Genomic DNA, 23,730 nt, shown 5'->3' with positions numbered 1-23,730 from the left:
GAGATCAGCGGCGGGTCCGGGCACCGCCGGCCGGGGCGTAGGGACGGGCGGTGGTGCGGGGCCGGGCGCTTCGGGCGCTGTTGCGGGCCCAGGTGGCGGCGCGGGCAGCTGTAATCCGGGCCTGCTGCCAGGCGCTGAGCTGGGAGGGCTTGACGGAGACCGACCAGGTCCGGATCTGGGCGCTGTGCGGGACACGTCCGCGTGGGCGCATCACCGGGTCCGGGCCGGCAAGTTCGGTGGAGAAGGCTTGGACCAGGTGCATCGGCGTGTTCGGCGTGAAGTGGGCAGTCCAGCCGTTGCCCTGCTTGTCCTGCGCTCCGGTCCACCACATCGCCGAGCCATCGACGCCCTGGCGGAACTGCATCCACGCGGTGCCGTCGGGGCTGCTCGCCGAATAGTCTTGGCCCTCGAACCGCGTGTGCCAGTTCTGCTCCTGCAGAGGTGCCCAGACGTTGGGGGCGTGTGCGGAGCGGGGGCGGGTGAGGGCGTCGGTCAGACCGGCGACGATCTCCACCGGAGTCTGCCGGCCCAGGTGCGCAGACCATTCACCGGTCGCGCCGCCTGCCCGGCCGTGGATGGTCCATCCGCCCGGCAGGATGTAGGGGTCGTAGGCGACGCGGACGGTGCGGTCCGGGCTCTCCATGAGCAGCGGGCCGCCCTTCTTCGACTTCTCCCGCCAGCCCGAGGCGCGCAGGAACTCCGAGACGTGCCGGACGTCACCGCCGCCGGCCAGGGCACGGGGCTGGACGAGGTAGTGCTGCTCGGCCTGCTCGCCCGGCCCCCAGCCCTGCCACTGCTTCTTCTTCACCGGCGCCGCCGTACGACGAGCGGGGCGGGAGCCGGAGGCTTCGCCGCGCTGGTGTCCGGTCGGGTGCCGAGGTGCTGGAGGAGGTCCTGGTGCTCGTCCAGGTCCAGGCTGATGTCGTGCAGTTCGTTGGCGGCACGGCCCAAGGCGAGCCATACCTCCGCTGGCAGGGCGCCTCGTTCTGCCTCGCTCTTGGCGAAGTGGCTGCCGGTGATGACGAGGTGAGTGACGCCGCCGAGGACTCCGTTGTCCGGGTCGAGGACGCGGGCGATGACCTGCGCTGCCTGGGGCGGGGGAAGCTGGGAGAGGTGGTCGGAGAGCTGGCCGAGCTGGCGGGTGATCTCGTCGGCCAGTCTCACCGGGTAGGGGGCGGGGTGGGACATGCTCCTCCGGGTGCGTGGACGGTCAGTGGTGGTGGCGCTGCCCGACGCGTTGCGCCTCGTTGGGGACGGCTTCCGGGCGGGCGCCGGCCAGTGGGGAGGCGCGGTCGGGGCCGGCCGTGATACAGGCGCGTAGATAGCGGCGGAACAGGGCGGTTGCGAGCCGGGGTTTGAGCCGATGGCTGATCGGTGCGGGTGTGCGTTCTGCTACGGGTTTCTCCGTGGAATCGGGCGGGGGGTGGGCGGCCCCGGCGTGGTGCCGGGGCCGCCCGGGCTTACGGGGTGCGGCGGGCCGGTGCGGAGTGCGAGGGGGGACTGGCGGGCGCCGGTTGCTGCGGGGCGGGTCGGGCCGCGCGCGCCTGGAGGCGGTGCACGGCCTGCTGGTAGAGGGCCTCGTCGAAGACTTCGGGGTCGCAGTTGACCGTGTATCCGGCCAGGAGCAGGGCGGGGATGGCGCGGTTCGCCAGGTGTTTCTGCTCCTCGGCACCGAGGTGGTCGGGCACGGTGTGCCAGATGTAGAGCGGCTCGCCTGTGGGGTATTCGTGGCGTTCGAGGCCGAGCTGTTCCAGCAGGTCGTGGAGGCCGGCGGGGGCGCCGGTGGGGGTGTCGGCGTGGATGGTGGTCGTCAGGGCCTTGATGTAGATCTCGACGTCTGTGCCGTACTCGTCGGCCAGATTGGCCATACGTTTCTACTCCGGGGTCAGCGGCGGCGGGAAACCGGGGGCTGTGCACGGCCCGCTGCCGGTGTCGGGGCCGGTGCGGTCGCTGGCGGCTGCGCCGGGCGGGCGGCGTGGTTGCGGGCGCGCAGGATGACGCGGGCGGCTTCGCTCAGGGAGTTGGCCGTGCTACCGAGCCGTGCGATGGGCTCGGGTTCGTCGCCGAGCGCGGCGCCGTGGAGATCGCTGGCGGAGATCCAGGCGCGGACGATCACTTCTCTGGTCAGGGGCAGCAGCCCGTGCACGGGGGCCGCGACCTCGGTCAGGACCTCGGCCACCTCGCTGCTGGTCTCGGCGGCCGAGGCCCGCTCGGCGAGTTGGGTGAGGTAGCGCAGGGCTGCGTCACGGTCGCCGTCGGGGGTGGCCAGCATGTTCAGGGCGGGGTCGAGGTGGACGCTGTGGCCGGCGGCGAGCAGGGCGTGCGAGGCGGTGGTCGCCTTCAGGCGCTGCTGCTCGATGGGCAGGCCGTGCGGAAGACGGTGGTAGTCCCCGCGGGGTCCGGGAGAGGTGAGGAAGCCGCCGGTCCGCTGAAGGATGTCTGCTGCCTGCTCGGTGCCGCCGATGGCCACGACCAGTCCGGTACGGGGGTCCTTGGTGATGGTGACGTACTCCAGGACCCAGAAGTCGGGCTCCGTCTGGTTCATCGCGTCCTGGCGGTGGGTGTGCGGGTGCCGGTGGGGGCCGGCGGCATGGAGGCCGGGGCAGAGGTGGGCGCGTGGCGTCCGGCGGGGTGCTGGAGGGCGGTGCCGATGCCGAGCGCGTCGAGCTGCGGGCCGATCTCGCGCAGGGCGCGGGCCTGGGCCTGGGTGTCGTCGCCACTCAGGCGGTAGATGCCGCTGCGCGGGTCCTGGATGAAGCCGTGGGCGGCGAGGATGGTGCCGGCCCGGTCGTCGGCGGGGGCGGTGGCGACGCTGCCGTCCGGCTGCCAGGTCAGGACGACCCGGTCCGGCTGGGAGGGCTGGATGCCGTCCAGGGCGTTGTGCCTCACCTGGGCGAGCGCACGGTCGTAGCGGACGAGCAGATCATTTGCGACCTGCTCGGCGCCGAGGAACGGGTCGTCGGTCAGGGCGATGCCGTTGGGCTCGGGGACGCCGCGGTACGCCTCGTCCGGCAGGGCGTGCGGGGCGACGGCGGCGAGGAGGAAGCCGTCGCGTTCGTCGTGCCGGTCGATCAGGACGAGCTGGGCGCCGTCGGGGCGGCTGAGGACGGCTGCCTGCTGCAGGGGGTGTCCGGCCAGGGAGGCGGCGACCAGGTTCAGGTCCCAGATGCGGTCGGTGAGTTCGGCGAGGTCGTCCTTGTCGTCGCCCGTCAGGTGGGTGCTGGTCCAGGTGTCGGGGAGTTCGCCGGCGAGGACGTCGGCGTAAGAGGCAAGGCGCTCGGAGTTGACGTGGTCGTGCATGGTGTCCTTGGGCAGTTGAAGGGGCTCAGCGGCGCAGGCGGGTGGCACCGACGGGTGGCGGTGCCGGGGCCGGCAGGGCACGCGGCGGGGGCGGGCAGGCGCACACCGCGGAGCGTTCGGTCTCGTGGTCGGGAACCTGCTCTGAGCAGGCGCGGCGGCCGGGGTGAGGGGCGTGCCGGTCGGCCAGCCGTCCGCGGGTGTGCGCGAGGTCGGAGCGGATGACGCGGACGTATGCGTCGGCGAGGTAGCGCAGGCGCCCGGCGGTGTACGGATCGCTCGCGTCGCCGAGGCCGTCGAAGAACTCCGCCAGTGCGCCGAGGGTTTCCTCGAACCCGGCGAGGATGCCGTCGTGGGGCGCGGTGAGTTCGGTGAGGATGTCGGCTGCCTCGGTGGTGTCGGTGGCCTCGCGGAGGCGTTCGGCGAGGTGGGAGACCGAGGCGCCGAGCGTGGGATAGGCCGCGGGGCGGGCTTCGGTGTCGAAGGGCTCGTCGCAGTCGACGTGGTACCCGACGGCCCGCAGGCGCCCTACGGCATCGGTGGCGAGACGGGACTCCTCGTCCTCGGTCAGGCCGGCGGGGGCGCGGTGGTAGTTCTCGTGGAGGCGGACGACAGCGACGAATCCCGCGCGCTGGAGGATGCTGTGTGCCTCAGCGTCGCCCCCGCGGGCGAGGAGTTCGCCGGAGTGCGGGTCACGGCGGATGTCCAGGAAGCGGCCGGTGGTGCGGGGCAAAGAGACGTTTCTCCTACGGAGATCGGTGGGTGGTGCGCCGGGCCGCGGCCGGTGCGGCGGCGGTCCGGGGCTGGGCCAGATGGGCCGCAGTGGCGTCCAGGTCCTGCTGAATCGCATGGAGGCGGCGGGCGATCAGCTCCAGACGGTGTGCCGTGTCCGTGCCGGCAACCCCCGGTTGGCGGGCGATCCGGTAAGCGGTGTGCTCGACCAGTCCGCGGACCGTGGCCAGCGGGCCGGCCTGTTCGTCGGCGAGCTGCGTGAGGACGCCGGCGAGCTGCGCCGATGCGGTCGGGACCGTACGGGCAGCGGACCACTGCGTGGTGCCGGTGCGGACGGGGATCAGGTTCAGGTCCTGCTCTATGCGGCGCGCTTCATCCGCAAGCCGTCGCAGGATGTCGGCGGGAGGGATGCGCCAGGTACCGTCGAGGTGGATCAGGTTGGCGATCAGATCCAGACGTCCGGGCTGGCCCTGGACAGCGATCCACCGCCAGCCGTGCTCTGCGGCGCCAGGTACCTCGATACCAGCGGCCCGTGCGAACCGGTGGGCGGTTTCGGACCACTCGGGGCCGGTCAGCTCCCGGTCGTCCGGATGGAGCCGGACGTCGAGATGGAGGATCGCGTGCCGGTCATCGTCCGGGCTGGCAGCGAACGGATGCTCCAGGTACGGATCTTCGAGGTGCTCGGCCCACTCAACGGACGTCCAGGTCCTCTGCTCGTCGTCCGGGGTGTAGTAGTCCAGGCCCGGCCAGTGGGCGACCACGGTGTACTCCGTCAGACCCTCGTTCGGGGAAAGGGGCCGCCCGAGCGCCTCGGCCAGCGGCTCGCGCGGCGAGTGGGCCCTTGCATGCAGGCGGGGGATCACGACGGCACCCCACTCGACGCGCGGGTGGGTGACCGGTGCTGATAAAGGTCGCGGGCTGCACAGAGCAGCGAGCGCTCGCGCACCAGGTCGGCGTGAACCGAAATGTCTCCTGGCGGAAGACAGTCGATCGCCCTGTCGATGGCGCTCAGCCCCTCGTCGTACCGGCCCAGCCGGCGCAGGGCACCCGCCGTGCGGAAGAGGACGATCGGATCGGTGCCGGTGGCGAGGGCGGGCCGCAAGCTGAGGGCCAGGAGACGCTCCGCACCCTCGTCCAGGTCCTGGCCGAGCCACAGCCCGTGCAGCAGGACGTGCAGGGTCTTGGGGTGCTCCTCGGCCATGGCGAGGACCTCGTCCATGACCATCAGGCCCTCGGGGCGGGACTGGCCCAGCAGCGCGAAGGCATACAGGGCGCGGGTGTAGCAGTCCAGCGGCTGACGCGCGGTCTGCGCGAGCTGTTCGACGAGGCGCTGGAGGGTGGGGCAGCGGAAGTCGAACCGCAGGGCGCTCAGGTACAGATGCGCCAAGGTGCGGGTGGTGATCGGATCGCGGTTCGTTGCGAGGACATCCTCGGGGGACAGCAGGCCCAGGACGCTGCGGCCGGTTGACCGTGCCGCCCAGGCGGCGTCCGCGCACACCTCGGATGAGGTCTTCCAGTCGGCCCGGATGCCGTGGAGGTCTTCGGCCAGGTGCAGCGGCCAGGAAGGATCGTCCGCAGTTGCGGTGGCTCGGGCCCTGGCCTTGTGGAGCGCAGCGGCACGGTCGGGGCGGTTCGTGGGGGGAGTCACCGGCCGCCCCTGGTGTCTGCGGTGTGCACGAGCTGGCCCAGGGCGGTGGTGGTGTACCAGCCGCAGTCGATCAGCTCGTCGCGGCCGGCGAACCCCGTAAGGAGGGCGTCTTCCATGGCCCGCAGGTAGATCAGGCAGTCCGGGCAGCGGCGCGAGAGGTGCACGAGGTAGCGGGGGTGAGCGGTGACGTAGGACTGGGCACCCCCGGTGGGGTCACGCAGTCGCCATCCGTCCTCGTCGGTGGGGGTGTGCCAGGAGGGGGCGACGATGCGCATGGAGTCTCCCCACAGTTCTCCGCCGGCCACCCCCTTGAGGACGACGACGGTGTCCCCGGCCTGAAAGTGGGCGTGAGTGATATCTCGGGTGGGAGTGAGCGGGTCGGGGGTGAGGGCGGTGACGGGGGTGGGCTGATGGTCCCAGGACGGAGGGAGCACGCGGTTCCTTCCACGCGATGGCTGTCGGGGTGGGAGCATCAATAGTCCGGAGGAACGCCGGTTTGGCTAACCGGCGTTTCCCGGCTATGTTGCTCCGCCGTCAGCGGAACGGGTTCTCCGTCCCGCGGTCCGTCTCGGTGGCTGCGTCGAGGAGTTCGAGCAGGTCAGTGCCTTCGGAGTCGCGCTGGTCGATCCACCATCCGGCACGGGTTATGGAGCGGGCCTTTTCCTCCAGCTCCGCCCAGTCCGCCTCGTCCCAACTGCCCTCGATGACCAGGGCGGTGTGCGCGGCCATCATCAGCTGATGGCGGGAGCGCTCACCCCAGTCCAGGGCCTTGGCCGGGCCCTCCAGTTGCGGCATGTCGAACTGCTTGGCCCAGGTGGCGGCTGCCTCCTGCTCCTCGGCGCGCTTCTCCGCGAGCCACTTTTCCTTGGACGCGGAGTCGGCGTCGCGCGTCGCCTTCCAGCAGTCGGTGCAGTCCTTCGACGCGAGCCAACGGGCGAAGCCGGCCCGCTTGTCGGCGGGGCGGTTGGACAGGTCGTGATCTACCCGGTGGGAGCAGGCGTGCTCCACGGTCCAGTGCGTACTCACCCCCGGGGTACTCCGTTTGATGGGCGTTACGTTCGAGGTCGGGCTGCTGGTCTGGGGCTTCAAATCGAGTGCCTTTCGTTGACGGTTGGGGTTGCACGAGTCATGCGGCGGACGGGGGTGGTCTGGAGTGCTTGGCGGTGGTCTCGGGGACGCTTCCGCCTTCTGCCGCGTCGTCTCAGCGGGTCCTGCGGATGGCGTCTGTGGCCGCCTTGGCGATGGCGGCGGGAGCGCTGGAGGGCTGGGGCAGGTGCAGCAAGGTGGTCCCCGGCAAGTGGCGGGATTCCGCGGTGAGGGTGAGCTGGAGTACGGCGCAGCCGGCGGTCGTGAGCTGCTTGACGCGGGTGACGGCTTGAGCGGTTTCGTCGCTGCCGTAGTGGGCGTCGGTGACGATCACGAGGAGGCGGCCGGCGCCGGGCCGGCTGAGTTCGAGGCCGTGGTCGAGTGCGTCGATGGCGTTGGCGAGGTTGTGGTGGCCGCCGGTGGCATCGAACGTCGTCACGCGCTCTGGTGCTCGGTGGGTGGGGCGGGTCAGTGCGGTCAGGTGCCTGTCGTAGGCGATGGTGGCGGTACGGGAGTCGGGGTCGGTCAGGGCTGCTGCGCGTGCCACGATCCAGGCAGCGGAGGCGACGGGCTTGCAGGCGGCACGCATGGAGCCGGAGACGTCGACGGCGATCCCCACACGCAGTGGTGGGGTGGGGGAGTTCCGGCGGCGGGTGTGGGTGAACGGTTCCGCTGTGGGGACCGACCCGGCCGCGCGCTGAGCGTCGCGGGCGAGGGCCGCGCGCATGTTGAGGCGGCCGGGCGGGGTGGGGCTGGTGGTCCGCTCCTCGGTCCGCTCGCGGTAGGCGGCGGCACGCAGGGCGCGGCTCAGGCGCGCGGCGGCACTCTGCTCGGCGGCGGTGGGCCTGCGGGTGCCGGTGACCGGGTTGCCGGAGGGTGCCGGTGTGCCGTCGGGGTGGACGGTGGTGCTACGGGCGTTGAAGACCGACTTGGCGGTGGCGGCGGCTTTGCGTCGCTGGCGGGCCCGCTGGGCGCGGTCCTGAGCCTGCGCCTTGGAGCGCGACGCCATGGCGTTGGCCGCTGCGTCCTGTGCCGCGAGGTCGGCCGCGTCGGTGGCTGCCGCGTGGTCCATGACGACCTTCACGGCGCCGGACAGCAGATCGGAGAGGCCCTCCGGCACGGGCAGGGCGGGGGCCGCGGCGTCCAGAGCGTCGCACCACTGTTGACCGTGCGCGAGCATGGTCGTGGCGTCGTGGTCGGCGCACTGGTGAGCTGCGGTCCAGATGCGGGTGAGGGTGGCCAGCAGGTCTTGGCCCAGAACCTTTTCGCACAGATCGGCGACGGCCCGGGTCTCGCCGGCGTCCAGGATGCCGACGTCACGGCGGCCAAGGATCAGGGCCGCCGCGGCGGCGGCCTGTCCGATGCCCTGGAGGGTGGGGTGGGCGATGTCGGGCATGACCAGGGTTCGGGCACTGGTGCGCAGGTACGTGCGGTCCGTGGGCCGCGTGATCAGGTGCGCGCCTTCGACGCGGCTCTCCTCCAGCAGGAGCGCGGCCTCGACGACACGGGGGTCGGCTCCGGCAGGCTGTGTCCACACGGAGTGGGCGGCGTGCGCGGCCTCGTGGACGAACACTCCCCAGGCGGCGGGATACCGCTCCTCGTCGCCCACGATCCGCGGATGGATCTCGTGGGGCTGGAGGGGTGCGAACAGGCGGGCGTCGAACTCGACCTCGCCCAGCGTGGGGAAGTAGGCGGCCGGTGCGCCGCTGCGCGTGCCGGGGCGGCAGGTGACGAGGAGGTCCTGGCGGCCGGAGAGGGCGACCAGCCGGTCGCCGAGTTCGGCTCCCACGCGCAGCCACGCGGCCGGGGAGGAGCGGGGTTGGGCGGGCGGGGCGCCGTCGTCGTCCCAGCGCGCGAGGTCGGCGTCGTCTTCCGGCGTGGACTGGATGTGGTGGTGGGCGCTCATCGCGGGCGGCCCCGGTGTGCGGAGCCGGTGCTGCCCGGAGGCTGCCGGGCGGCTGAGGCGGGGAGCTGCTTGCCGAGGGTGAGAGGTGCGATCTTCTTGATGCCGACAGCCTTCGTGACGGCGTCGGCGACGGCGTCGCGATCCTCCACAGGAGCGATGCCGACGAGGTTCGCGAGCGCGGCTTTGGTGCCGAGGACGGCCTCGGTCTTCTGGTAGCTGAGCAGTTCTCGCAGTTGGGGGGCCCAGCCCAGCTCGCCGAGTTCGACCTGCTGGGCGAGGTGTCGGGCGACCCGGACCACCCGGGCATCGATCCTCAAGGCCAGGGCGAGGTCGTAGTCCGTGCCGATCTGGATCTGCACGCTGAACCGGCTCGCGAGCGCCTCCGTCAACACCGCCCCGTGGACGCCGGGATTGTGGCCCGCCACCACGTAGAAGCCCGGCTCAGCCTTGATGGTCTCGCCCTTGTGGGCCTTGACCTGGATCTGCATGCGCCCGTCCATCGCGGGATACAGCGCCGCCAGGACCTTCGGTGAGATCAAGGTGGCATCGTCGATCAGCAGGGCGCGGCCCTCGGTCATTGCGGTGACCAGCGGACCGTACTGGAAGACGTAGGCTCCCGCGTCGTCCTGTGTGTACTCGCCGATCAAGTCGCCGACCGTGGTGTCGCCGTCACCGGCGACGGTGAGCATGTCCGGGAACGCCGCCTCGACCAGACTCGTCTTGCCGGTGCCCGGAGGGCCGTAGAGCAGTACCGGCACGTCGGCGTCGCGCAAGCGGTTCAACGCCTCGACGTCGGGCAGATCGGCCAGCTCGCGGGGGTGGTAGAGCTGGCCCCCCGCGCGGCGGATCGGGCCGGTCTGCCTGGGCGCGGCTGCTGCGGTGTAGGTCGTACGGGCTGTGGCTGCCTGGGCGCGGGGAGAGTGGGTGCCCGGTGGGCTGATCACAGCCCTCTGCGCGGCTTCGGCGGTTTTCGCGTTCGCGCGGAACTGCGGTTGTCCGGTTCCGCTTTGGTCGGCCTCGCCGCGTCGCACCAGGGTGAGGGCGGCGTTGCGGACGGCGCCGTGGGAGTGGCCCAGCTGCCTGGCCATGTCCCCTATGGTGAGCTTGTCCGCCGGCCGGTCGGCCAGCAGTCGGGCCACCTTGGCCCGTAGTTCGCCGCCCTTGGTGCGCGCTGGTCTGGTAGGCCCGGGTGTGGTCAAAACGAGAACCCTTCAACAGGTGTGGGTGGGGGCGGGGTGGGCGATGCGCTAAAGAGGCCGGCCGCTCTCGGAGGAGATCACGGGCTGTGCCGACATCGGCGACCGGGCCAACCGGGGCGTACCGTGGGCGCTCACCGGCCGGCCGAGTGCTCGGTCCAGGTGCACGGGACGGCCGGCGACGAGCAGCTGGCTGGTTGCCGGGCAGCCCCGTGCGCCTGCTCCGTACCGGGTTCCGTCGCTCGGCAGGCGCAGCCGGGCGTTTCTTCGAAGCCGTCCTGGAGCAGGATCCGCCGGGCGGCGGCGTTGTAGCCGGTGGTGGTGATCTCGCCGGTGATGGTGTGTCGGATCGGAATGAACGGCTCTGCTGGTGCTTCGGGCAAAGCGGATGTCCTATCGGTGGCGGGCGGTCGTGCTGGCGCGGGGCGGCGGCGCGGGCGGTGTGGTGTCCACGGCCGGGCGCGGGCGGGTGCGCGGCACGGGGGTGCGGTGCGGGGGCAGGACGGCGACGGTCGCACCGAGGTCCTCGGCTGCCTCTTCGACTTCGCGGGTGAGGAACTCGATCTGCCGGCCCAGCGCTGAGAGGCGGGCGGCGATCTGGCGGCCCTGCGCGGTTTCCAGGGCGCTGGCGAACTGGCTGGTCGTCTCCAGAAGTTCTTGCAGGCGGACCATCGGGCCGGCGGCGTAGCCGCGCTGGACAGCTCCCAGGAGAGCATTCGAGGCGTCACCGGCACTGTGGCCTTCGACGACGTCGCGGATGAGGTCCTGCAGGGACAGCTCCGGTGCCGGTGTCGGGCGGTTGAACTGGGAGATGTCCGAGCGCAGCACGCCGGGCGGGACCGGAGCGGGCAGGGCCTTGCCCGCCTCGTACTCGTGGGCGAAGTGCCCGATCACCTGCCAGCCCGGCACGCCCGGGTCGCCGCGCAGCGCGACCACGGTGGAGTCGTCGTCCTCGACCAGGTAAGCGAGGGTGATCGGCTGTCCGTCGGCGGCATACCACGACTCGGTCAGCTCCAGCGCACCACGTATCTGTGCGGCCCGGGCCCTGTCGGTCCACAGCTGCCGTTCCTCGTCGGTCAGCGGAGCCTGGTGGTGCCGGCCGTCGCGCTGGTCGGCGAGGTTGCTGGCGATCGGGCTGTGGTCCGCCCAGGCAGTGAGGTGCGGCCACAGAGCCGCGTGCTGAGCACGTTCGGCTGGAGAGCCGGGCGCGGCCGGCCGGTCGAGGGCCCGGCGGATCTCGGCGGCGGACGATGCCAGGCCGTCCAGGACGGCCCGCCACCCGGTCAGGTGCCGGGCGGGCGGCAAATCGTCGAGCGCGAGTCGGGCGGCATCGAGGAGAGCCTCGGCGTGCGGGGCGAGGTGGGTGGCGTACGCCTCCACCGCCGCCTTGTCACGGTGGGCTCGTGCGGCTGCGGCGGCGTCTGCGTGGACGGTGCGGCCGTGGCGGTCGCGTGTCATGTCGAGGGCGGCATCGGTCTCGCAGTCGATGACGGCCATCCGCCGCCGGAAGTCGCCTGCCTTGCTGGCCAGTTCGGACGCCGTCGGCAAAGGACTGTCGGGGGCCGGGCTGTTCGTGGGTGTCATCGAGACCGCCCGTCGGCTGCGGCCGTCAGGTGGACGGTGGGAGCGTAGGTGGGCTTCGGCGGGATCGGCCGGGCCGACGGAGGGGAGGTGGTGGGCGGGGTGGAGCGCTGCGTCGTTCGGCCGGCGGCGGCCTGGGCGAGCCTGCTGCGGCGCTCCTGGAGCCCGTGGGGCCGGACAGGGCGCGGCGGACCGGCGGAGAGGGCCGGATTGAGGCGGATGTCGGCCTGCACGGTGTAACCGTGGCGGCGCAGGTCGTGGACGGCCTGGCGGGTGCGGCGGACTCCGTCGCGCTCGGGCTCGCTGAGGCGGTACAGCCCGGGTTCACCGGGAACGGGCTCGAACTGCTCGCGCTCCAGGAACCAGTGGGCGAGGTGCTGGGGAATCGAGGAAGTGAAGGAGGCGACGAAGCCGTGTTCCTTGTGGTCGCCGAAGGAGAAGTGGGTGCCGGGTTGCAAGGGGGCGAAAGTCTCCAGACTTGTCGGGGGGAACGGTCAGTGGCTGCGGTACGCCGGCCGGGCCGCAGCGAGGGGGCGGGCCGGGGCTGTGACGGGGAGGGCCGGGCGGCGGTGGGGTGCGCTCAGGCGGGCCTGGCGCAAGAACGCGTCGCCGTCGGTGAGCCACGTCTCGATCGCCGGCCACGCGCGTGCTCGGCGCTCCTGCTCCGGTACGGCATCACCGTGGATCTCGTCGAGCAGGGCTTCGGCATCGCTCACGGCGTCGGCCAGACGGGCGAGGGCTGTAGCGTCGTCGGGCCACGGGCTGTTCGCGGGCCGGCACCGGTCGAGCAGCGTCGGGGCGTGGTCGACGACGGTCAGGAAACGGCGCCAGGCGTGGTCGAGGAACAGCTCCGTCGAGGCGCCGAGGGCGGCGGCGCTCAGCGGGGTGGCGTCGCTGTAGCGGCCGGAGGCGTTCAGGGTCTGCCAGGTGTCGTGCTCGGAGCGGATGTCTGCGAGCACGGCGGCGATGGCCGCCGTCTGGCGGGCATGGACGGCCTGCTCGTAGGCGGGGAGGTACCGGTCGGTGAGGGCCTGGGCAGCCCGTCCGGGGAACGGTGGCAGGACGATGCTGCGCGGGGCGTGGGGATCGCCGTAGCCTCCTTCGAGCCCTTCCGGTGAGAAGGCGCCTACCAGGTAGTCGAGTTGCCGGCCGGGCCGCTCGATGAACAACAACGTGGTTCCCTGCGCCGCGTCGGTGAGGACCGCGGCGTAAGGGACCCGCTCGCTTCGGACGGCGCGACCGAGTTCGCCGCCGTCCCAGATCCACGGGACCAGGTCTTCCTGCCAGGCCGGGTGCGCATAGACCTCGACCGAGGCGTGCCACTGGCCGGGCAGCAGGCGTGCGAGATCACGGGCGGCGTCGCCGATGTACCGCCGGCTGCTCGTGTGCACGCTGGCGCGGTGCTGCTTCGCGCAGGTGACCAGATCGACCACGGTGGTCTGGGTGCCGTCCGCGGGCAGGTGCCAGACGCCGTCGTCGTCCCGCTGGAAGCCGCTCTCGGTGAGGGCTGTGTGCGCCCGCGGGTACTGCTCGCCGGCGGCGATGGCGACGATTCCGGACTCCCGGCTGTGCGACAGGATGATTTGGGCCTCAGCCACGGTCCAGGTCCTCGCCGCCGCGCAGGACGGCGCGCAGGCTGCGGCCGTAGGCCCAGGCGTGTTCCCGGGCCGCCGTCTCCAGCTGGTCGTATCCGTTTTGGGCCGTCATCTGCCCGGGGTGCTTGCGGTAGCGGTACACAGGGACCGGCAGCAGGATTCCGGGTGCGAGCGTGGTGACGCCGAGGGCCGCGCAGCTATCGCTGCACTTCTGACGCGTCTCATTCGATGACAGGGGGCTTCCGAGTCCCAGGGGGCCTGTCTCTGAATCTCCTGCACTCACCTGAGTCGGCATGTACCGTCCCGGGGCATGTTGTTGATCTCCTTCTCTCGTGCGGGGTGGGAGCAGTGGGGGCTCGACTACGAGCCGCTGCTTCCGGAGCGCATGCCGGTTCTGCTCGATGATGACCTTCTGTTCGAGGACGATTCCGGACCTCGGCCGACGGTGGTAGCGAACGCGTGGTTGCGTGAGTTGCCGATCAACGGAGTGCCGGCGTGGCGTTCCTGGTGGGCCTACGCGCGGGGTCTCGCACCGTGGCTTGAGTTTCTCCAGCGACATGGCGTGGATCCCTTCGGTGACCGCGATGAACTGCGTTCCGCGCTCGGAGGGTTTGCCGAGTACCGGCTGGCCGGCCCGCTGAAGGAGCGCTGGGACGTCGAAACCTGGAACCAGCGGGTCAACGCGCTGTCCCGTTTCTACGGCTGGTGCGTGGAGAACAAGCACTCCGCGGCCGTGCCCTTCACCTACTCGTGGGCCCGGCGGTTCACCGCCGTCGGCGGTCCGAAGGAGGTGCGGCGCAACAACGCGACGCTGCGTTGTGCTCAGCGGCACGTGACCATGAAGTACCTGGAGGACGAGTTCGCGCAGCTCTTCGTTCGGGCCCTGGCGGGGCTGGGGCCGAACGGGATGCCGGACGGGTTTCGGGGCCGGATGCTGGGGCGGAACGCGGCGATGGCCGAGTTCGTGCTGTCGTCGGGTGTGCGGGCGCAGGAGTTCGCCTTTCTGCTGAAGTACGAGGTGCCGGCGCTTCCACCGCGCCGGTCACCGGTTCCGGTGCCGTTCCCGCTGAGCAAGGCAGTCACCAAGGGCAAGAAGGCCCGGGAGTCGTGGGTGCTGTACGACGCGCTCGCGCGCATGCATCAGTACCTCGATCTGGATCGTGAGACAGCGGCGGGCCGTGGCCTGTACCGGCCGGCGGCACCGGCGCTGGAAGTGCGTCGGGCGGACTGGGAGGGCGGCCACGTCGATGGCGAGCGCCGGCCGTGGCGGCTGCTCCTGCCGGAGGAACGGTTACGGCTCGTCGACGGGGCCGGGCAGTCGCCGCTGGTGGCCCTGCAGTCGACGGGGGCGCCGTTTACCGACTGGGACACCGTCTTCCGGCGGACCTCGCGGCGCATCCGCCGGGACTTCGAGCCGCGGTTCCCGATCGTGTCCGCCCACACCTTGCGTCACACCATGGCGATGGCGACGCTCAAGCGCCTGACCCAGGGGTACTACGCGCAGGCCGCCCAGCTGGTGAAGGACACCGACGAGGATGCGGCGCTGGCCCTGTATCTCACCCGGACCGAGCCGTTGCTGGTCCTTCGTGATCTTCTCGGTCATACCAGCGTTCTGACCACGGAACTCTACGTTCGGCGCCTGGACGTGCGGCGCATCTACCGGGAGGCGTACCTGCGGGCAGGCCGCGCCGCCGATCTCGCCGATCCGGCCGCCGAGGCCGAAGCCGCCGACGAGTTCACCGACGAGGAGGTCTGCTGAATGCCTGCCACTGTCCGCCCCGATCCGCTGCGCGTGGAATTCGTGTTCCCCGACGGGCAGCGCCTGACCTGCCCACTGGATGGCACCGAGGACGACGCCCTGGCCGCCGAGCTCGCCCGCGGCCTGCCCGGCTTGGTCCATCCGCTCGGGCAGGTGGCAGCCCCGCGCACCGCCAAGCGGTACGTACGCGACCTGCGCAAGCTCGTCACCGGCCTGACCGCGCTCGGGCTGTCCGGCGGACTCGGCGCGGTGACCTCTCCGATGCTGGTGCGGCACTGGCTGGCCTCCAGCCCGAGCCACGTCATGGGGTCGCGCTGGCTGTTGTTGTCGGTGGCGGACGCGACGGGAGTGATCCCGCAGCCCGTGGTCCACAGCATCACCGGCCGGCTCGTCAAGAAGGTTCCGAAGTCCACCCCGATTCAGCCCTACACCGAGGGCGAGTGGCAGCGGCTGTTGGAGGCGTTGCGCTCGGTGGTGGCCCAGGCGTGGTCGGCACACCGGGAGGCGAGGAACCTGGCTGCCGCCGGCTGTCACCCGGCCAGCGGTGGCCTGTCCCGGGAGAACGTCGCCTGGCTCCTGGTGCGGGAAGGCCCCTTGAGTGCCGAGGAGTTCGGCATGCTGGCGGGCTGTTCACCGGCGAACAAGTGGGCGGCGGTGCACGTGCGGCAGCTCAAGGACGCCCTGTATCCGACGTCCATCACCCTGGCCGCGCACCGGCTGCTGTTCGCCGCCTACTGCGGCATCGTCCCCGACGGCATCGCCGATCTCGGCCTGGGCGACGTGTCGTGGGCCGGGGAGAGCACAGTCCTGCTGGACTACGTCAAGAAGCGGCGCGGCAAGGAGTCGAGCACGCTCACCGACCGGGCGGTGCGGCTGCTGGAGCGCTGGCTGGACCTGACGTCGTTGCTTCGTGTGAAGGCCCCCGACGACCTGCGGGAGGAGCTGTGGCTGCGTACGCGACGGCGCCGCAAGACCAGCGAGCATCCGCGGGTCTTCCTGATCGACCGGATCGAGATGAACTCCCGCCGGCAGTGGGCCCAGTGGCAACTGGTCCACCTCACCGGAGTGCAGGGCGATGACGGCAACGCCCTGCCCATCGACAGCCGCCGGGTCCGTACGACGTACCTGAACCAGCTCTCCCGCGGCGGCTGGACCGGGGCCACGACGATCGACCCCAACCACACCCCGGCCGTCGAAGGCGATCACTACCTGTCCGCCCTGACTCCCGCTCAACGCGAGGCGGTGGAGCAAATCGTGGAGGACGGCCAGGCCGACATCCTGCGCAAGGCCGAGCCGCCGACGGTCCTCACCGACGAGGAGACGGCGCGGTTGGTCGCCGACCTGCCCGAGCAGGCCCGTCGGCTGGGGGTGGCCGCCGGGGCGCTGGCCGAGCTGCTCGGCGGCGAGCGTGACGTGTTCACCGCCTCCTGCAAGGACCAGCTCGCCGGATTGCACGGCCCGAAGGGCAAGCCGTGCCCGGCCCGGCCGTGGGTCTGCCTGCTGTGCCCGCTGGCGTTGTTCATGCCCCGGCACGTGCCGAATCTGCTGCGGCTGCGGGCGTTCTTCTCGCGCCAGTTCCGCCTGATGACCACCGCGGAGTTCATGGCCGTCTTCGGTCCGTACGCCGACCGTCTGGAGCGCGAGGTCCTGCCCCGCTTCCCGGACGCACTCCTGGAGACAGCGGCCGGACAGGTCGCGGACACCGACGCGGAGATCCCGCTCCGCCCGGAGGAGAGCACCGAGCCCGAGGAGGACCGTTGAGCAGCCCTGCTGTCCCCGCCCGTTCCCAGGCGGGCGTGGTGCCGATCCCGCCGGAGCTGGCCGCACGCTCGCCGTTCGCCGGCGTGGACATCGCCGAGAAGATCGGACTGGCCATGCTCCCGGGAAGCCACCGCCCCTGGTTCGAGCAGGACGTGTGGGACATGACCGGCATGGCCGACGCCCCGAAGTCGATGAAGCCGTACTACAAGGTCTGGCGGTTCAACCGGGTTGATGATCCGCGCTGGCGGCTGGTGGCCAAGGAGTTCATCCTCGCCCGGATGTGTCCGCTGGACGAGCGGGTGGCGGCGTTGCCGTTCGCCATCCGCACGGCGATGAGCCCGGCCAGCACCTCGCAGGTGGCGGACCGCACAGCGGCCTGGCTGAACTTCCTCACCGACGCCGGCGTGAGCGCGCTGGGCGACGTCACCCAGGATCACTGCGATGCCTTCAAGGCCGCACACCGCCGCCGCAAGGGCGGCAAGGGCAGACCGGCGAGCGGGGACGTGGCCCCGGGCACGCTCTCGAACCTGGTGCGCCCCATCCAGAACCTGGCGCTGTACGGGGAGCTGTTCACCGCAGACCGGTACGCCGAGGGGTTCCTCCCGTGGCAGGGCCGGCCGGCGTCGCAGGTCGCCGAAGCCACAAGGCAGGTCGGGAACGTCAGCCCACCGGTCCCGGACGCCCTGATGCAGCCGGTGCTGTCCGCCGCCTTGTACACCGTGTTCACCCTGGGGCCGAAGGTGGCCGAGGCGGTCGACGAACTGCGGGCTCATCGCGCCGCCGTCGCAAAGATGCCCACCATCGTGACGTTGACCGGCGAGGCGGCCCGCATGCTGCTGGAGGGCCTGGAGCGGCACGAGCGCGAAGAGGTCCCGCTGCCGCGGATGCCGACGTACGCGGTCACCCGCCGGCTAAAGTCCGGCTGGGACCCTGATGATCCGGTGCTGGAGGTCAACACCGAGCGGCTGCTGCAGTACACGGTAGGGGTCCATTCGTTTCCTCATCCGGTGATGGAGCTGATCAAGCCCGCGGTGGCGCGGGTCGCCGAGAAGGTCGGCACGATCTACGAGCACGGACCCCGCGCCGAGTTGATCCCGCGCTGCGACGATCCGTCGGTGGCGGTGCCGTGGACACTGCCGCTGCAGGAGATGGAACTGCGCACCCTCGCCCGGATCATCCAGGCGGCGTGCATGGTCGTCGTTGCGGCACTCAGCGGGATGCGCGCCAGCGAACTGGCCGAGATCGGCTCCGCCTCGTGTCCGCCGCCGACGCACATCTCCAGCGGCCGGATCCGCTACAAGATCGCCTCGAAGGTCATCAAGAAGCGGCGCTGGGGCGGCGAGCCGGACGAGTGGGTCGTCCTCGAGGAGGCGTACAAGGCCGCCGAGCTGAACCTCCGCCTCGGAGGGGAGCGGATCGGCAAAGCCCCGTTCGGCACCACCAGCTTCTCCTTCGCGGACCTGTTCGAGAAGTTCAAGACCTTCGTCAACGGCCCCGAGGGCCGGCGCCTCGGGCTGCCGCACATCCCACCCGGGCCGGTCACCAACCGCGGGGTGCGCCGGACCCTGGCCATCGCGGTCGCCTACCGGCCCGGCGGTCTGCTGGCGGCAAAGGTGCAGCTCAAGCAGGTCCACGCCGCCACCACCGAGGGATATGCCCACCGCCCCGGCGGCGCCCAGGGCCTGTTCATGGCCGAGGTCGCCGAACTCGAACGCGACCGCCAGATGCGGCTTGCCAAGGCGGCCTGGCACGACTACAAGGAAGGCCGGATGCCCGCCGGGCCCGGCGCCCCAACACTCATTGCCGCCTTCGAGCACATCGACGCCCAGCTCGCCCAGACACCACCGGGCCCCGCCCACGTCCTCGACGCCGATCAGCAGCTGATCAACCTGCTACGACCGCACGCCGAGCGGCTCCACCTGGGGGTGGCGAACTACTGCTGGTTCCGCGACCCGGCCAAGGCCCTGTGCCTGCGCCTGGCCGGCACCGCCATCAAGCCCGACAGCAAGCCCCTGATCAGCATGTGCGACGCAGCCCGCTGCCCGCAGGCCACCCACCACCGCGAGCACCGGGCGGTGTGGCTCAGCAGCGCGGACAGCAGCCGGAAACTGCTGACGATCCTTCCACGCAGCCACAAGGACGCCCGCGCCCGCATCCAGATGGACATCGACCGCTCCCAACGCGTCGTGGACGCCATCGACGCCGCACACACCGTCTGAGGAAAATCGCCATGCCCCGCATCAGCACCGAGACCCGCACCCGCAACGAGGAAGCCATCCGGGCCGCCATGGACCGGCTGCTACGCGGCGAACTGCCACCCGGCGGACGCTGCGACATCAAGACCCTGGCCGCCGAGGCCGGTGTTCCCCGGACCGGCTTCTACGCCAAGCGAAACCGCGACGGCAGCGACCGGCGCGGCCCCTACCAGCACCTGGCCGAAGAGTTCGAGCGGCGCCTCAAGGCGATGCAGCACGCCGGAGCGATGCTCGATCCCCGCGACGGACAGATCGCCCGACTCAAGGAGAACAACGGCATCCTGCGGGACCGAGTGTCCACCCGGGATGCTGAGATCGCCGGCCTGAAGGAGTTCCGTAAGCGGGCCCTGTCGCAGATCGCGGCCCAGCACGCCGAACTGGAACGTCTCCGCCGACAACTCGCCGACGGAACCGTGCGGCGGCTGCCCGCGCCAGCCTCAGCCCCGCTCGGGTCCGGCAACTGACCACAGGTCATGAAGGTCCGGCCATGGTGAGCAATGGCGCTCACGCCGGGGCGAGGGGAAATGGGGGTCTTCCTCCGATGCGAATGACTGCAGCGACGACCTATCTATGGTCTCGACGATCGCCGGTTTGGCTAACCGGCGATCCGCAGCTATGTTGCGCGCGTCCGCGGCCTCGGGATACGGCTGGTGACCGGCCCGGACAGCGATTACGGCGGTTACCGGGACGCTGGAGGATCAGTGCCAGGCCGGGCTGTGGTTACTGGCCGTAGGCGTCCTTGCGGGGCAGGGGGCCGACGTCGGCGTGGCGGCCGGGGCGGAGGGCGGCGTGGCGTTGTCCGGGGCCGGGGCCATTACTTCGTTGGGCGAGGGCGTCGGCGATGGCTCCGGTGGCGAATGCGTAGACGGCCTTGTGCAGGACGTCGATGACGAGTTCCTTGCGTGGCCAGGTGGGCGGTGGGGCGCCGACGCCGGTGGCGTTTTCGAGGATCTGGTCGTTGGTGAGGCGCACGACGGTGAATTTCGCCGAGGCGACCGGCCCGCGCAGTCCGGCCTGGGCCATGACCGAGCGCAGCACGCCCAGGAGTGCGGCCTGGCCGAAGTGCATGGCCCAGTTCACCGGCAGAGGCTGTTTGCCGGGGTGTTCGGGCAGGCCGGTCAGGCGTTGGAGGACCCGGGCGGGTACGTGGGAGTCGGGCCGTTTGGTGATGGCCTGTTCGAGTTTCTCGCCGAGCGTCATCACGACGCCTCCGGCGGTGCCGGCGATCAGTCCTTGCCACAGTGCGCGCTTCATCATGCCGTTGCGGGTACCCGCCAGCCGGCGTCCTGACCCGTGCCGCCCGGCTGCTCACCCGGATGCGGTGTTCGGCGGGCTCGTATCCGGTGGGAGGGGGTAGGCGTACGGGCAGCAGACGTGTCCGTGTCAGGAAGGCAGACTCATGAGCACACCGTCCTACCCGTCCGCGGCCCATGAGGCGCGGCCCGAGCCGCGCAGGTCGATGGTGGTGTGCGGGGTGATCGGGGTCGCGGTGATGGCCGCGGTCGACGAGATCGTCTTCCATCAGATCCTGGGCTGGCACCACTTCTACGACCGTTCCACCCTCAGCGTGGGGCTGCTGTCGGACGGGCTGCTGCACACCGCCGAGCTGCTGGCCCTGGTCGCCGGGTTCTTCCTCTTCGCCGATCTGCGCCGCCGTCGCGCCCTGGCCCCGGCCCACGGTTGGGCCGGCTTCTTCCTGGGGCTGGGGGTCTTTCAGCTGTTCGACGGGATCGTGGACCACAAGCTGTTGCGCCTGCACCAGATCCGTTACGGCGTGGACGTCACCCCCTATGACTGGGCGTGGAATGTCGCCGGCCTGGTGCTGCTGCTGATCGGCGCCGGTCTGGCCGTCCGTGCGGCCCGCCGCAGCCGGGCTGCGGCGGCGTCGTGATCCTCGGCCACGTCCACTCCGGCCCGGACGCGGGTCCCGGCGTGGCCGGGCTGGTCACCGCAGTGGCCGCGCTCTTGGCGGCCGTCGTCTATGGGGCGGCCGCATCCCGCTTGCGGCGCCGCGGGGATGCCTGGCCTTGGTGGCGTGACGCGTCGTTCACCGCCGGAAGTGCGGGTCTGGCGTGGGTGGCGGTGGGCTCGCTGCCGGGCGGTGCGCTCACCGCCCACATGGCCCAGCACCTGGTCGTCGGGATGGCGGCGCCGCTGCTGTTCGTCCTCGCCCGCCCCCTGACCCTGGCCCTGCGCGCCCTCGCTCCCTCAGCCGCGCGCCGGGGGCTGGTGGCGCTGGCCCACTCCCGTGCCGTGGGCTGGCTCGTCTTCCCCCCCCCCCTTGGCGGCCCTGCTGGATGTCGGGGGTCTGTGGCTGCTGTACCGCAGTGGCCTGTTCGCCGCCATGCAGCACCACGCGTGGCTGCACGCGGTGGTCCACCTACACGTTCTGACCGCCGGGCTGCTGTTCACCTTCGCCGTCTGCCAGCTCGATGCGGTACGCCGCCGCTGGAGCCTTGCCGTGCGCGGGATGACCCTGCTGGCCGCCGGCGCCGCGCACGCCGTCCTCGCCAAGTCCCTGTACGCCGCCGCGCCGCCCGGCACCACCTTCGCGTCCGCCGACCTGCACACCGGCGCCCAGCTCATGTACTACGGCGGTGACCTGGTCGAAGCCGGGCTCGCCGTCGTGCTGGCCGCCTCCTGGTACCGGGCCACCGGCCGAGCCTGGGCCGTGCGCGGCCGGGCCCAGGCGCGGCGGTCGTGGGCGGCCGGGGTACCGGCCGGACGCTGACGGGGATCCCGGGGCGGTCGGCACCGCACGCCGGTGCGATGGGCCGGGTGGAGTTCCCCGCCGGGCAGCCGAGCGTGATGCGCGTAATGCTGACAGTACGGGCGTGAGGAACCGCGCTGGCCGAGATGAAGCACCGGCCCATGCCCGTGCCGAGCCCGCGTGGGCACGCGCGAAGGGGGGCGAGAAGAACGGAGTAGGCGATGGCTACTACCGCGGGAGCGGCCCGCAGCGGTCCGCAGACGCAGGCGCGCAGCCTCCAGCTGCCGGGGATCGTCCTGGGGGTCGGGCTGGGCGGCTTCGTCGACGGGATCCTGCTGCACCAGCTGCTGCGCTGGCATCACATGCTGACCAGCACGAACACCGACCGCATCGGGGTGAAGTACTACCCGGCGAACACGGTCCCCGGCCTGCAGATGAACACTCTGTGGGACGGCATCTTCCACGCCGTGTGCTGGCTGGCCGTTCTGATCGGCCTGGCGGTGCTCTACGCGCGGGTCACGCACGGGCGGCGGCGCGTGTGGACCTCGGGCAAGCTGTGGGGGTGGATCCTGGTTGGCTGGGGCCTTTTCAACCTGGTCGAGGGCATCTTGGACCACCACATCCTGGGCATCCACCACGTCTACGCCGGCGACCAGCAGATCTGGTGGGACCTGGGCTTCCTGCTGCTGGGCGTCCTGCTCGTGGTAGCCGGTTGGATGATTCAGAACCGGGCCCGGACCTTCGACCCTGAGACCGGCCCGGAGCCGAAAGTGCGGCCCGCCGGGACGTCATGACCGGGCACGTCCACGACCACGAACAGCAGACGGCCGGGCTGCCCTGGGCGACGATTCTGACCGCCCTGGTACTCCTGAGCGTCGCGGTCGGCTACGTGCTGCTTGCGGCGCGGGCCCGGCGGTCCAATCCGCACGCCGGCTGGAGCCGGTGGCGCACCGGCTTCTTCCTGACCGGCACCGCGCTGCTCGCCCTCGCGCTACTGCCGCCCCTGGCAACGGCGGCGCACGACAGCTTTCTCGGGCACATGCTGCAGCACCTGCTGATCGGCATGTACGCGCCGCTCGCTCTGATGCTGGGAGCGCCGCTCACGCTGCTGCTGCGGACCCTGCCGGTGCGCCGGGCCCGCCGGCTCACCGCGGTGCTGCGCAGCCGGCCCGCCCACCTGATCGCGAACCCGGTCACCGCGCTGGTGTTGAGCGTGGGCACGCTGCCGGTGCTGTACTTCACCGGCCTGTACAACGCCTCGACCGGCAGCGAAGGGCTGCACTGGCTGATCCACCTGCACTTCCTGCTCTCGGGATGCCTGTTCGTGTGGGTGATCGCCGGACCCGACCCGGCGCCCGCACGGCCGCGCGTCCCGGTACGGCTGGTGGTGCTGGGCGTGGCGATCGCGGCGCACGCGCTGATCTCCCAGGCCATGTACGCCGGCTACTTCATCGACATCCACGCCCCCGTGGCGCAGGTCCAGGCGGGCGCGGAGGCGATGTACTACGGCGGCGACATCGCCGAGCTGCTGCTCGCGGTCGCACTGGTGGCCACCTGGCGCCCCGCCCGCCGCATCGCCGCGCCACCAGCCGGGCGCCGGGTGCCGTCAGCGCCGTGACCGGCGTACCGATAGCGCCAGAGCCCAGGCCGCGGCAGCCCGGGAGGCTGCCGCGGCCGGGAAAGGTCAGGCGGCGGCCAGGGCGCTGAGCGCGGCGTCGAGCCGGGCGGTGGCTTCGTCGGCGACGGGCTTCAGGGCGTCGAGGCCGGTGAGGGTGACCATGGTGCCCGGGTCGAGCGCCTGGACGAGCGTGTGGTCGCCGTCACGGCGGACGACGACGTTGCAGGGAAGCAGCAGACCGATGGAGCGGTCCGCCTCCAGCGCCCGGTGAGCCAGCGGCGGGTTGCAGGCGCCCAGGATCAGGTAGTCCTCCATGTCGTGGCCGAGCTTGGCCTGCAGCGTGGCCTTGACGTCGATCTCGGTGAGGATGCCGAACCCCTGATCGGCCAGAGCCTCACGGACGGCGGTGGTGGCGGCGTCGAAGTCGGTGACGGCCAGGCGGACGGTGCGGTCGTAGGACACGGTGCGCTGCTCCTTCGGTGAGGCGGAAAGCCAGATTCCTTGATACCCCACTGGGTACCCGCCGCAGTGGGAGCAATGCCGCACCCGCACATTCCGGGGGCGCCCAGAACCACAGGAATACCCC

The 23,730-nt window shown here is 71.5% G+C and carries 26 protein-coding genes and 2 pseudogenes; 9 read left to right on the top strand and 19 right to left on the bottom strand.

Annotation, left to right across the window (positions count from 1 at the left end; translation table 11 throughout):
• Window positions 1-4: 4 nt before the first annotated feature.
• From NI25_RS06985 to NI25_RS38330, 17 genes and pseudogenes are all read right to left on the bottom strand, one after another.
• Entirely contained in the window at window positions 5-808 is an 804-nt protein-coding gene (locus NI25_RS06985) for a DUF317 domain-containing protein (RefSeq protein WP_061441607.1), read from the bottom strand.
• Window positions 805-1,188: a hypothetical protein gene (locus NI25_RS06980; protein WP_061441606.1), complete on the bottom strand. Its 384-nt coding sequence runs from the start codon at window positions 1,186-1,188 to the stop codon at window positions 805-807. The genes NI25_RS06985 and NI25_RS06980 overlap by 4 nt, the downstream gene beginning before the upstream one ends.
• Before the next feature lie 272 nt (window positions 1,189-1,460).
• A complete protein-coding gene (locus NI25_RS06975) occupies window positions 1,461-1,868 on the bottom strand; it encodes a hypothetical protein (protein ID WP_061441605.1) in 408 nt (135 codons plus the stop codon).
• Between the two features lie 17 nt (window positions 1,869-1,885).
• Window positions 1,886-2,545, bottom strand: coding sequence for a hypothetical protein (locus tag NI25_RS06970; protein WP_061441604.1), 660 nt, complete (start codon window positions 2,543-2,545; stop codon window positions 1,886-1,888).
• Window positions 2,542-3,300 carry a hypothetical protein gene (locus tag NI25_RS06965; protein WP_061441603.1) on the bottom strand — a complete coding sequence of 253 codons (759 nt, stop codon included), beginning with the start codon at window positions 3,298-3,300 and terminating at the stop codon, window positions 2,542-2,544. The genes NI25_RS06970 and NI25_RS06965 overlap by 4 nt, the downstream gene beginning before the upstream one ends.
• Before the next feature lie 25 nt (window positions 3,301-3,325).
• Window positions 3,326-4,030 (bottom strand): hypothetical protein, encoded by a 705-nt coding sequence (locus NI25_RS06960; RefSeq protein WP_061441602.1) that lies wholly within the window; start codon window positions 4,028-4,030, stop codon window positions 3,326-3,328.
• 13 nt (window positions 4,031-4,043) lie between these two features.
• Window positions 4,044-4,892 (bottom strand): hypothetical protein, encoded by an 849-nt coding sequence (locus NI25_RS06955; protein ID WP_061441601.1) that lies wholly within the window; start codon window positions 4,890-4,892, stop codon window positions 4,044-4,046.
• Window positions 4,889-5,677 (bottom strand): hypothetical protein, encoded by a 789-nt coding sequence (locus NI25_RS06950; protein WP_061441600.1) that lies wholly within the window; start codon window positions 5,675-5,677, stop codon window positions 4,889-4,891. The genes NI25_RS06955 and NI25_RS06950 overlap by 4 nt, the downstream gene beginning before the upstream one ends.
• On the bottom strand, window positions 5,674-6,111 hold the full coding sequence (locus NI25_RS06945; protein ID WP_061441599.1) for a hypothetical protein: 438 nt from the start codon (window positions 6,109-6,111) through the stop codon (window positions 5,674-5,676). Before NI25_RS06945 ends, NI25_RS06950 begins: the two co-directional genes overlap by 4 nt.
• Window positions 6,112-6,211: 100 nt before the next feature.
• Window positions 6,212-6,703 carry a hypothetical protein gene (locus tag NI25_RS06940; RefSeq protein ID WP_233520692.1) on the bottom strand — a complete coding sequence of 164 codons (492 nt, stop codon included), beginning with the start codon at window positions 6,701-6,703 and terminating at the stop codon, window positions 6,212-6,214.
• Between the two features lie 175 nt (window positions 6,704-6,878).
• Window positions 6,879-8,669: a hypothetical protein gene (locus NI25_RS06935; protein WP_061441598.1), complete on the bottom strand. Its 1,791-nt coding sequence runs from the start codon at window positions 8,667-8,669 to the stop codon at window positions 6,879-6,881.
• Window positions 8,666-9,808: an AAA family ATPase gene (locus NI25_RS06930; RefSeq protein WP_061441597.1), complete on the bottom strand. Its 1,143-nt coding sequence runs from the start codon at window positions 9,806-9,808 to the stop codon at window positions 8,666-8,668. Before NI25_RS06930 ends, NI25_RS06935 begins: the two co-directional genes overlap by 4 nt.
• Before the next feature lie 191 nt (window positions 9,809-9,999).
• Window positions 10,000-10,221, bottom strand: coding sequence for a hypothetical protein (locus NI25_RS06925; protein ID WP_061446791.1), 222 nt, complete (start codon window positions 10,219-10,221; stop codon window positions 10,000-10,002).
• Between the two features lie 37 nt (window positions 10,222-10,258).
• Window positions 10,259-11,449, bottom strand: a complete 1,191-nt coding sequence (locus tag NI25_RS06920; protein WP_107071644.1) for a hypothetical protein — start codon at window positions 11,447-11,449, stop codon at window positions 10,259-10,261.
• Window positions 11,446-11,904 carry a hypothetical protein gene (locus NI25_RS06915; RefSeq protein WP_061441596.1) on the bottom strand — a complete coding sequence of 153 codons (459 nt, stop codon included), beginning with the start codon at window positions 11,902-11,904 and terminating at the stop codon, window positions 11,446-11,448. The genes NI25_RS06920 and NI25_RS06915 overlap by 4 nt, the downstream gene beginning before the upstream one ends.
• Window positions 11,905-11,940: 36 nt before the next feature.
• The gene (locus NI25_RS06910) at window positions 11,941-13,044 is read right to left on the bottom strand and encodes a hypothetical protein (RefSeq protein ID WP_061441595.1); all 1,104 of its coding nucleotides are present in this window, start codon (window positions 13,042-13,044) and stop codon (window positions 11,941-11,943) included.
• Window positions 13,037-13,243: pseudogene (locus tag NI25_RS38330) on the bottom strand (glycosyltransferase); the annotation flags it as partial. The gene NI25_RS06910 and the pseudogene NI25_RS38330, both read right to left, overlap by 8 nt.
• Window positions 13,244-13,351: 108 nt before the next feature.
• On the opposite strand from NI25_RS38330, the gene NI25_RS06905 reads away from it, so the two are divergent.
• The 4 genes from NI25_RS06905 to NI25_RS06890 are packed head-to-tail and all read left to right on the top strand — an operon-like array spanning window position 13,352 to window position 19,280.
• Window positions 13,352-14,800: an integrase gene (locus tag NI25_RS06905; RefSeq protein ID WP_061441594.1), complete on the top strand. Its 1,449-nt coding sequence runs from the start codon at window positions 13,352-13,354 to the stop codon at window positions 14,798-14,800.
• Window positions 14,801-16,561, top strand: coding sequence for a hypothetical protein (locus tag NI25_RS06900; RefSeq protein WP_061441593.1), 1,761 nt, complete (start codon window positions 14,801-14,803; stop codon window positions 16,559-16,561).
• A complete protein-coding gene (locus NI25_RS06895) occupies window positions 16,558-18,780 on the top strand; it encodes a hypothetical protein (protein ID WP_143665515.1) in 2,223 nt (740 codons plus the stop codon). Before NI25_RS06900 ends, NI25_RS06895 begins: the two co-directional genes overlap by 4 nt.
• An 11-nt stretch (window positions 18,781-18,791) precedes the next feature.
• Window positions 18,792-19,280, top strand: coding sequence for a hypothetical protein (locus tag NI25_RS06890; protein WP_061441591.1), 489 nt, complete (start codon window positions 18,792-18,794; stop codon window positions 19,278-19,280).
• 256 nt (window positions 19,281-19,536) lie between these two features.
• On the opposite strand, the gene NI25_RS06885 is transcribed toward NI25_RS06890, so the two are convergent.
• Window positions 19,537-20,073 carry a hypothetical protein gene (locus tag NI25_RS06885; RefSeq protein WP_061441590.1) on the bottom strand — a complete coding sequence of 179 codons (537 nt, stop codon included), beginning with the start codon at window positions 20,071-20,073 and terminating at the stop codon, window positions 19,537-19,539.
• 142 nt (window positions 20,074-20,215) lie between these two features.
• Here NI25_RS06885 and NI25_RS06880 point away from each other — a divergent pair, with 142 nt between their 5' ends.
• The 5 genes and pseudogenes from NI25_RS06880 to NI25_RS06865 all read left to right on the top strand — a co-directional run bounded on the left by NI25_RS06880 (window position 20,216) and on the right by NI25_RS06865 (window position 23,144).
• Window positions 20,216-20,707, top strand: coding sequence for a DUF2243 domain-containing protein (locus NI25_RS06880; RefSeq protein WP_061441589.1), 492 nt, complete (start codon window positions 20,216-20,218; stop codon window positions 20,705-20,707).
• Window positions 20,617-21,033 (top strand): annotated as a pseudogene (locus NI25_RS40605) (cytochrome c oxidase assembly protein); the annotation flags it as partial. The gene NI25_RS06880 and the pseudogene NI25_RS40605, both read left to right, overlap by 91 nt.
• A 64-nt stretch (window positions 21,034-21,097) precedes the next feature.
• Window positions 21,098-21,547 carry a cytochrome c oxidase assembly protein gene (locus NI25_RS40005; RefSeq protein WP_233520691.1) on the top strand — a complete coding sequence of 150 codons (450 nt, stop codon included), beginning with the start codon at window positions 21,098-21,100 and terminating at the stop codon, window positions 21,545-21,547.
• Window positions 21,548-21,747: 200 nt separating this feature from the next.
• Window positions 21,748-22,320, top strand: coding sequence for a DUF2243 domain-containing protein (locus NI25_RS06870; protein WP_061441588.1), 573 nt, complete (start codon window positions 21,748-21,750; stop codon window positions 22,318-22,320).
• Complete coding sequence (locus NI25_RS06865) at window positions 22,317-23,144, top strand: cytochrome c oxidase assembly protein (protein ID WP_061441587.1); 828 nt, start codon at window positions 22,317-22,319, stop codon at window positions 23,142-23,144. The genes NI25_RS06870 and NI25_RS06865 overlap by 4 nt, the downstream gene beginning before the upstream one ends.
• Before the next feature lie 66 nt (window positions 23,145-23,210).
• Here the strand turns inward: NI25_RS06865 and NI25_RS06860 are convergent, their stop codons facing one another.
• Entirely contained in the window at window positions 23,211-23,606 is a 396-nt protein-coding gene (locus NI25_RS06860) for a DUF302 domain-containing protein (protein ID WP_061441586.1), read from the bottom strand.
• Window positions 23,607-23,730 lie beyond the last annotated feature (124 nt).

Origin of the sequence: Streptomyces sp. CCM_MD2014, assembly GCF_000772045.1 — a bacterium.
Lineage (GTDB): Bacteria > Actinomycetota > Actinomycetes > Streptomycetales > Streptomycetaceae > Streptomyces > Streptomyces salinarius.
Note: the sequence above shows the minus strand (reverse complement) of the source record. Positions and strands in the feature narration are given on the sequence as shown.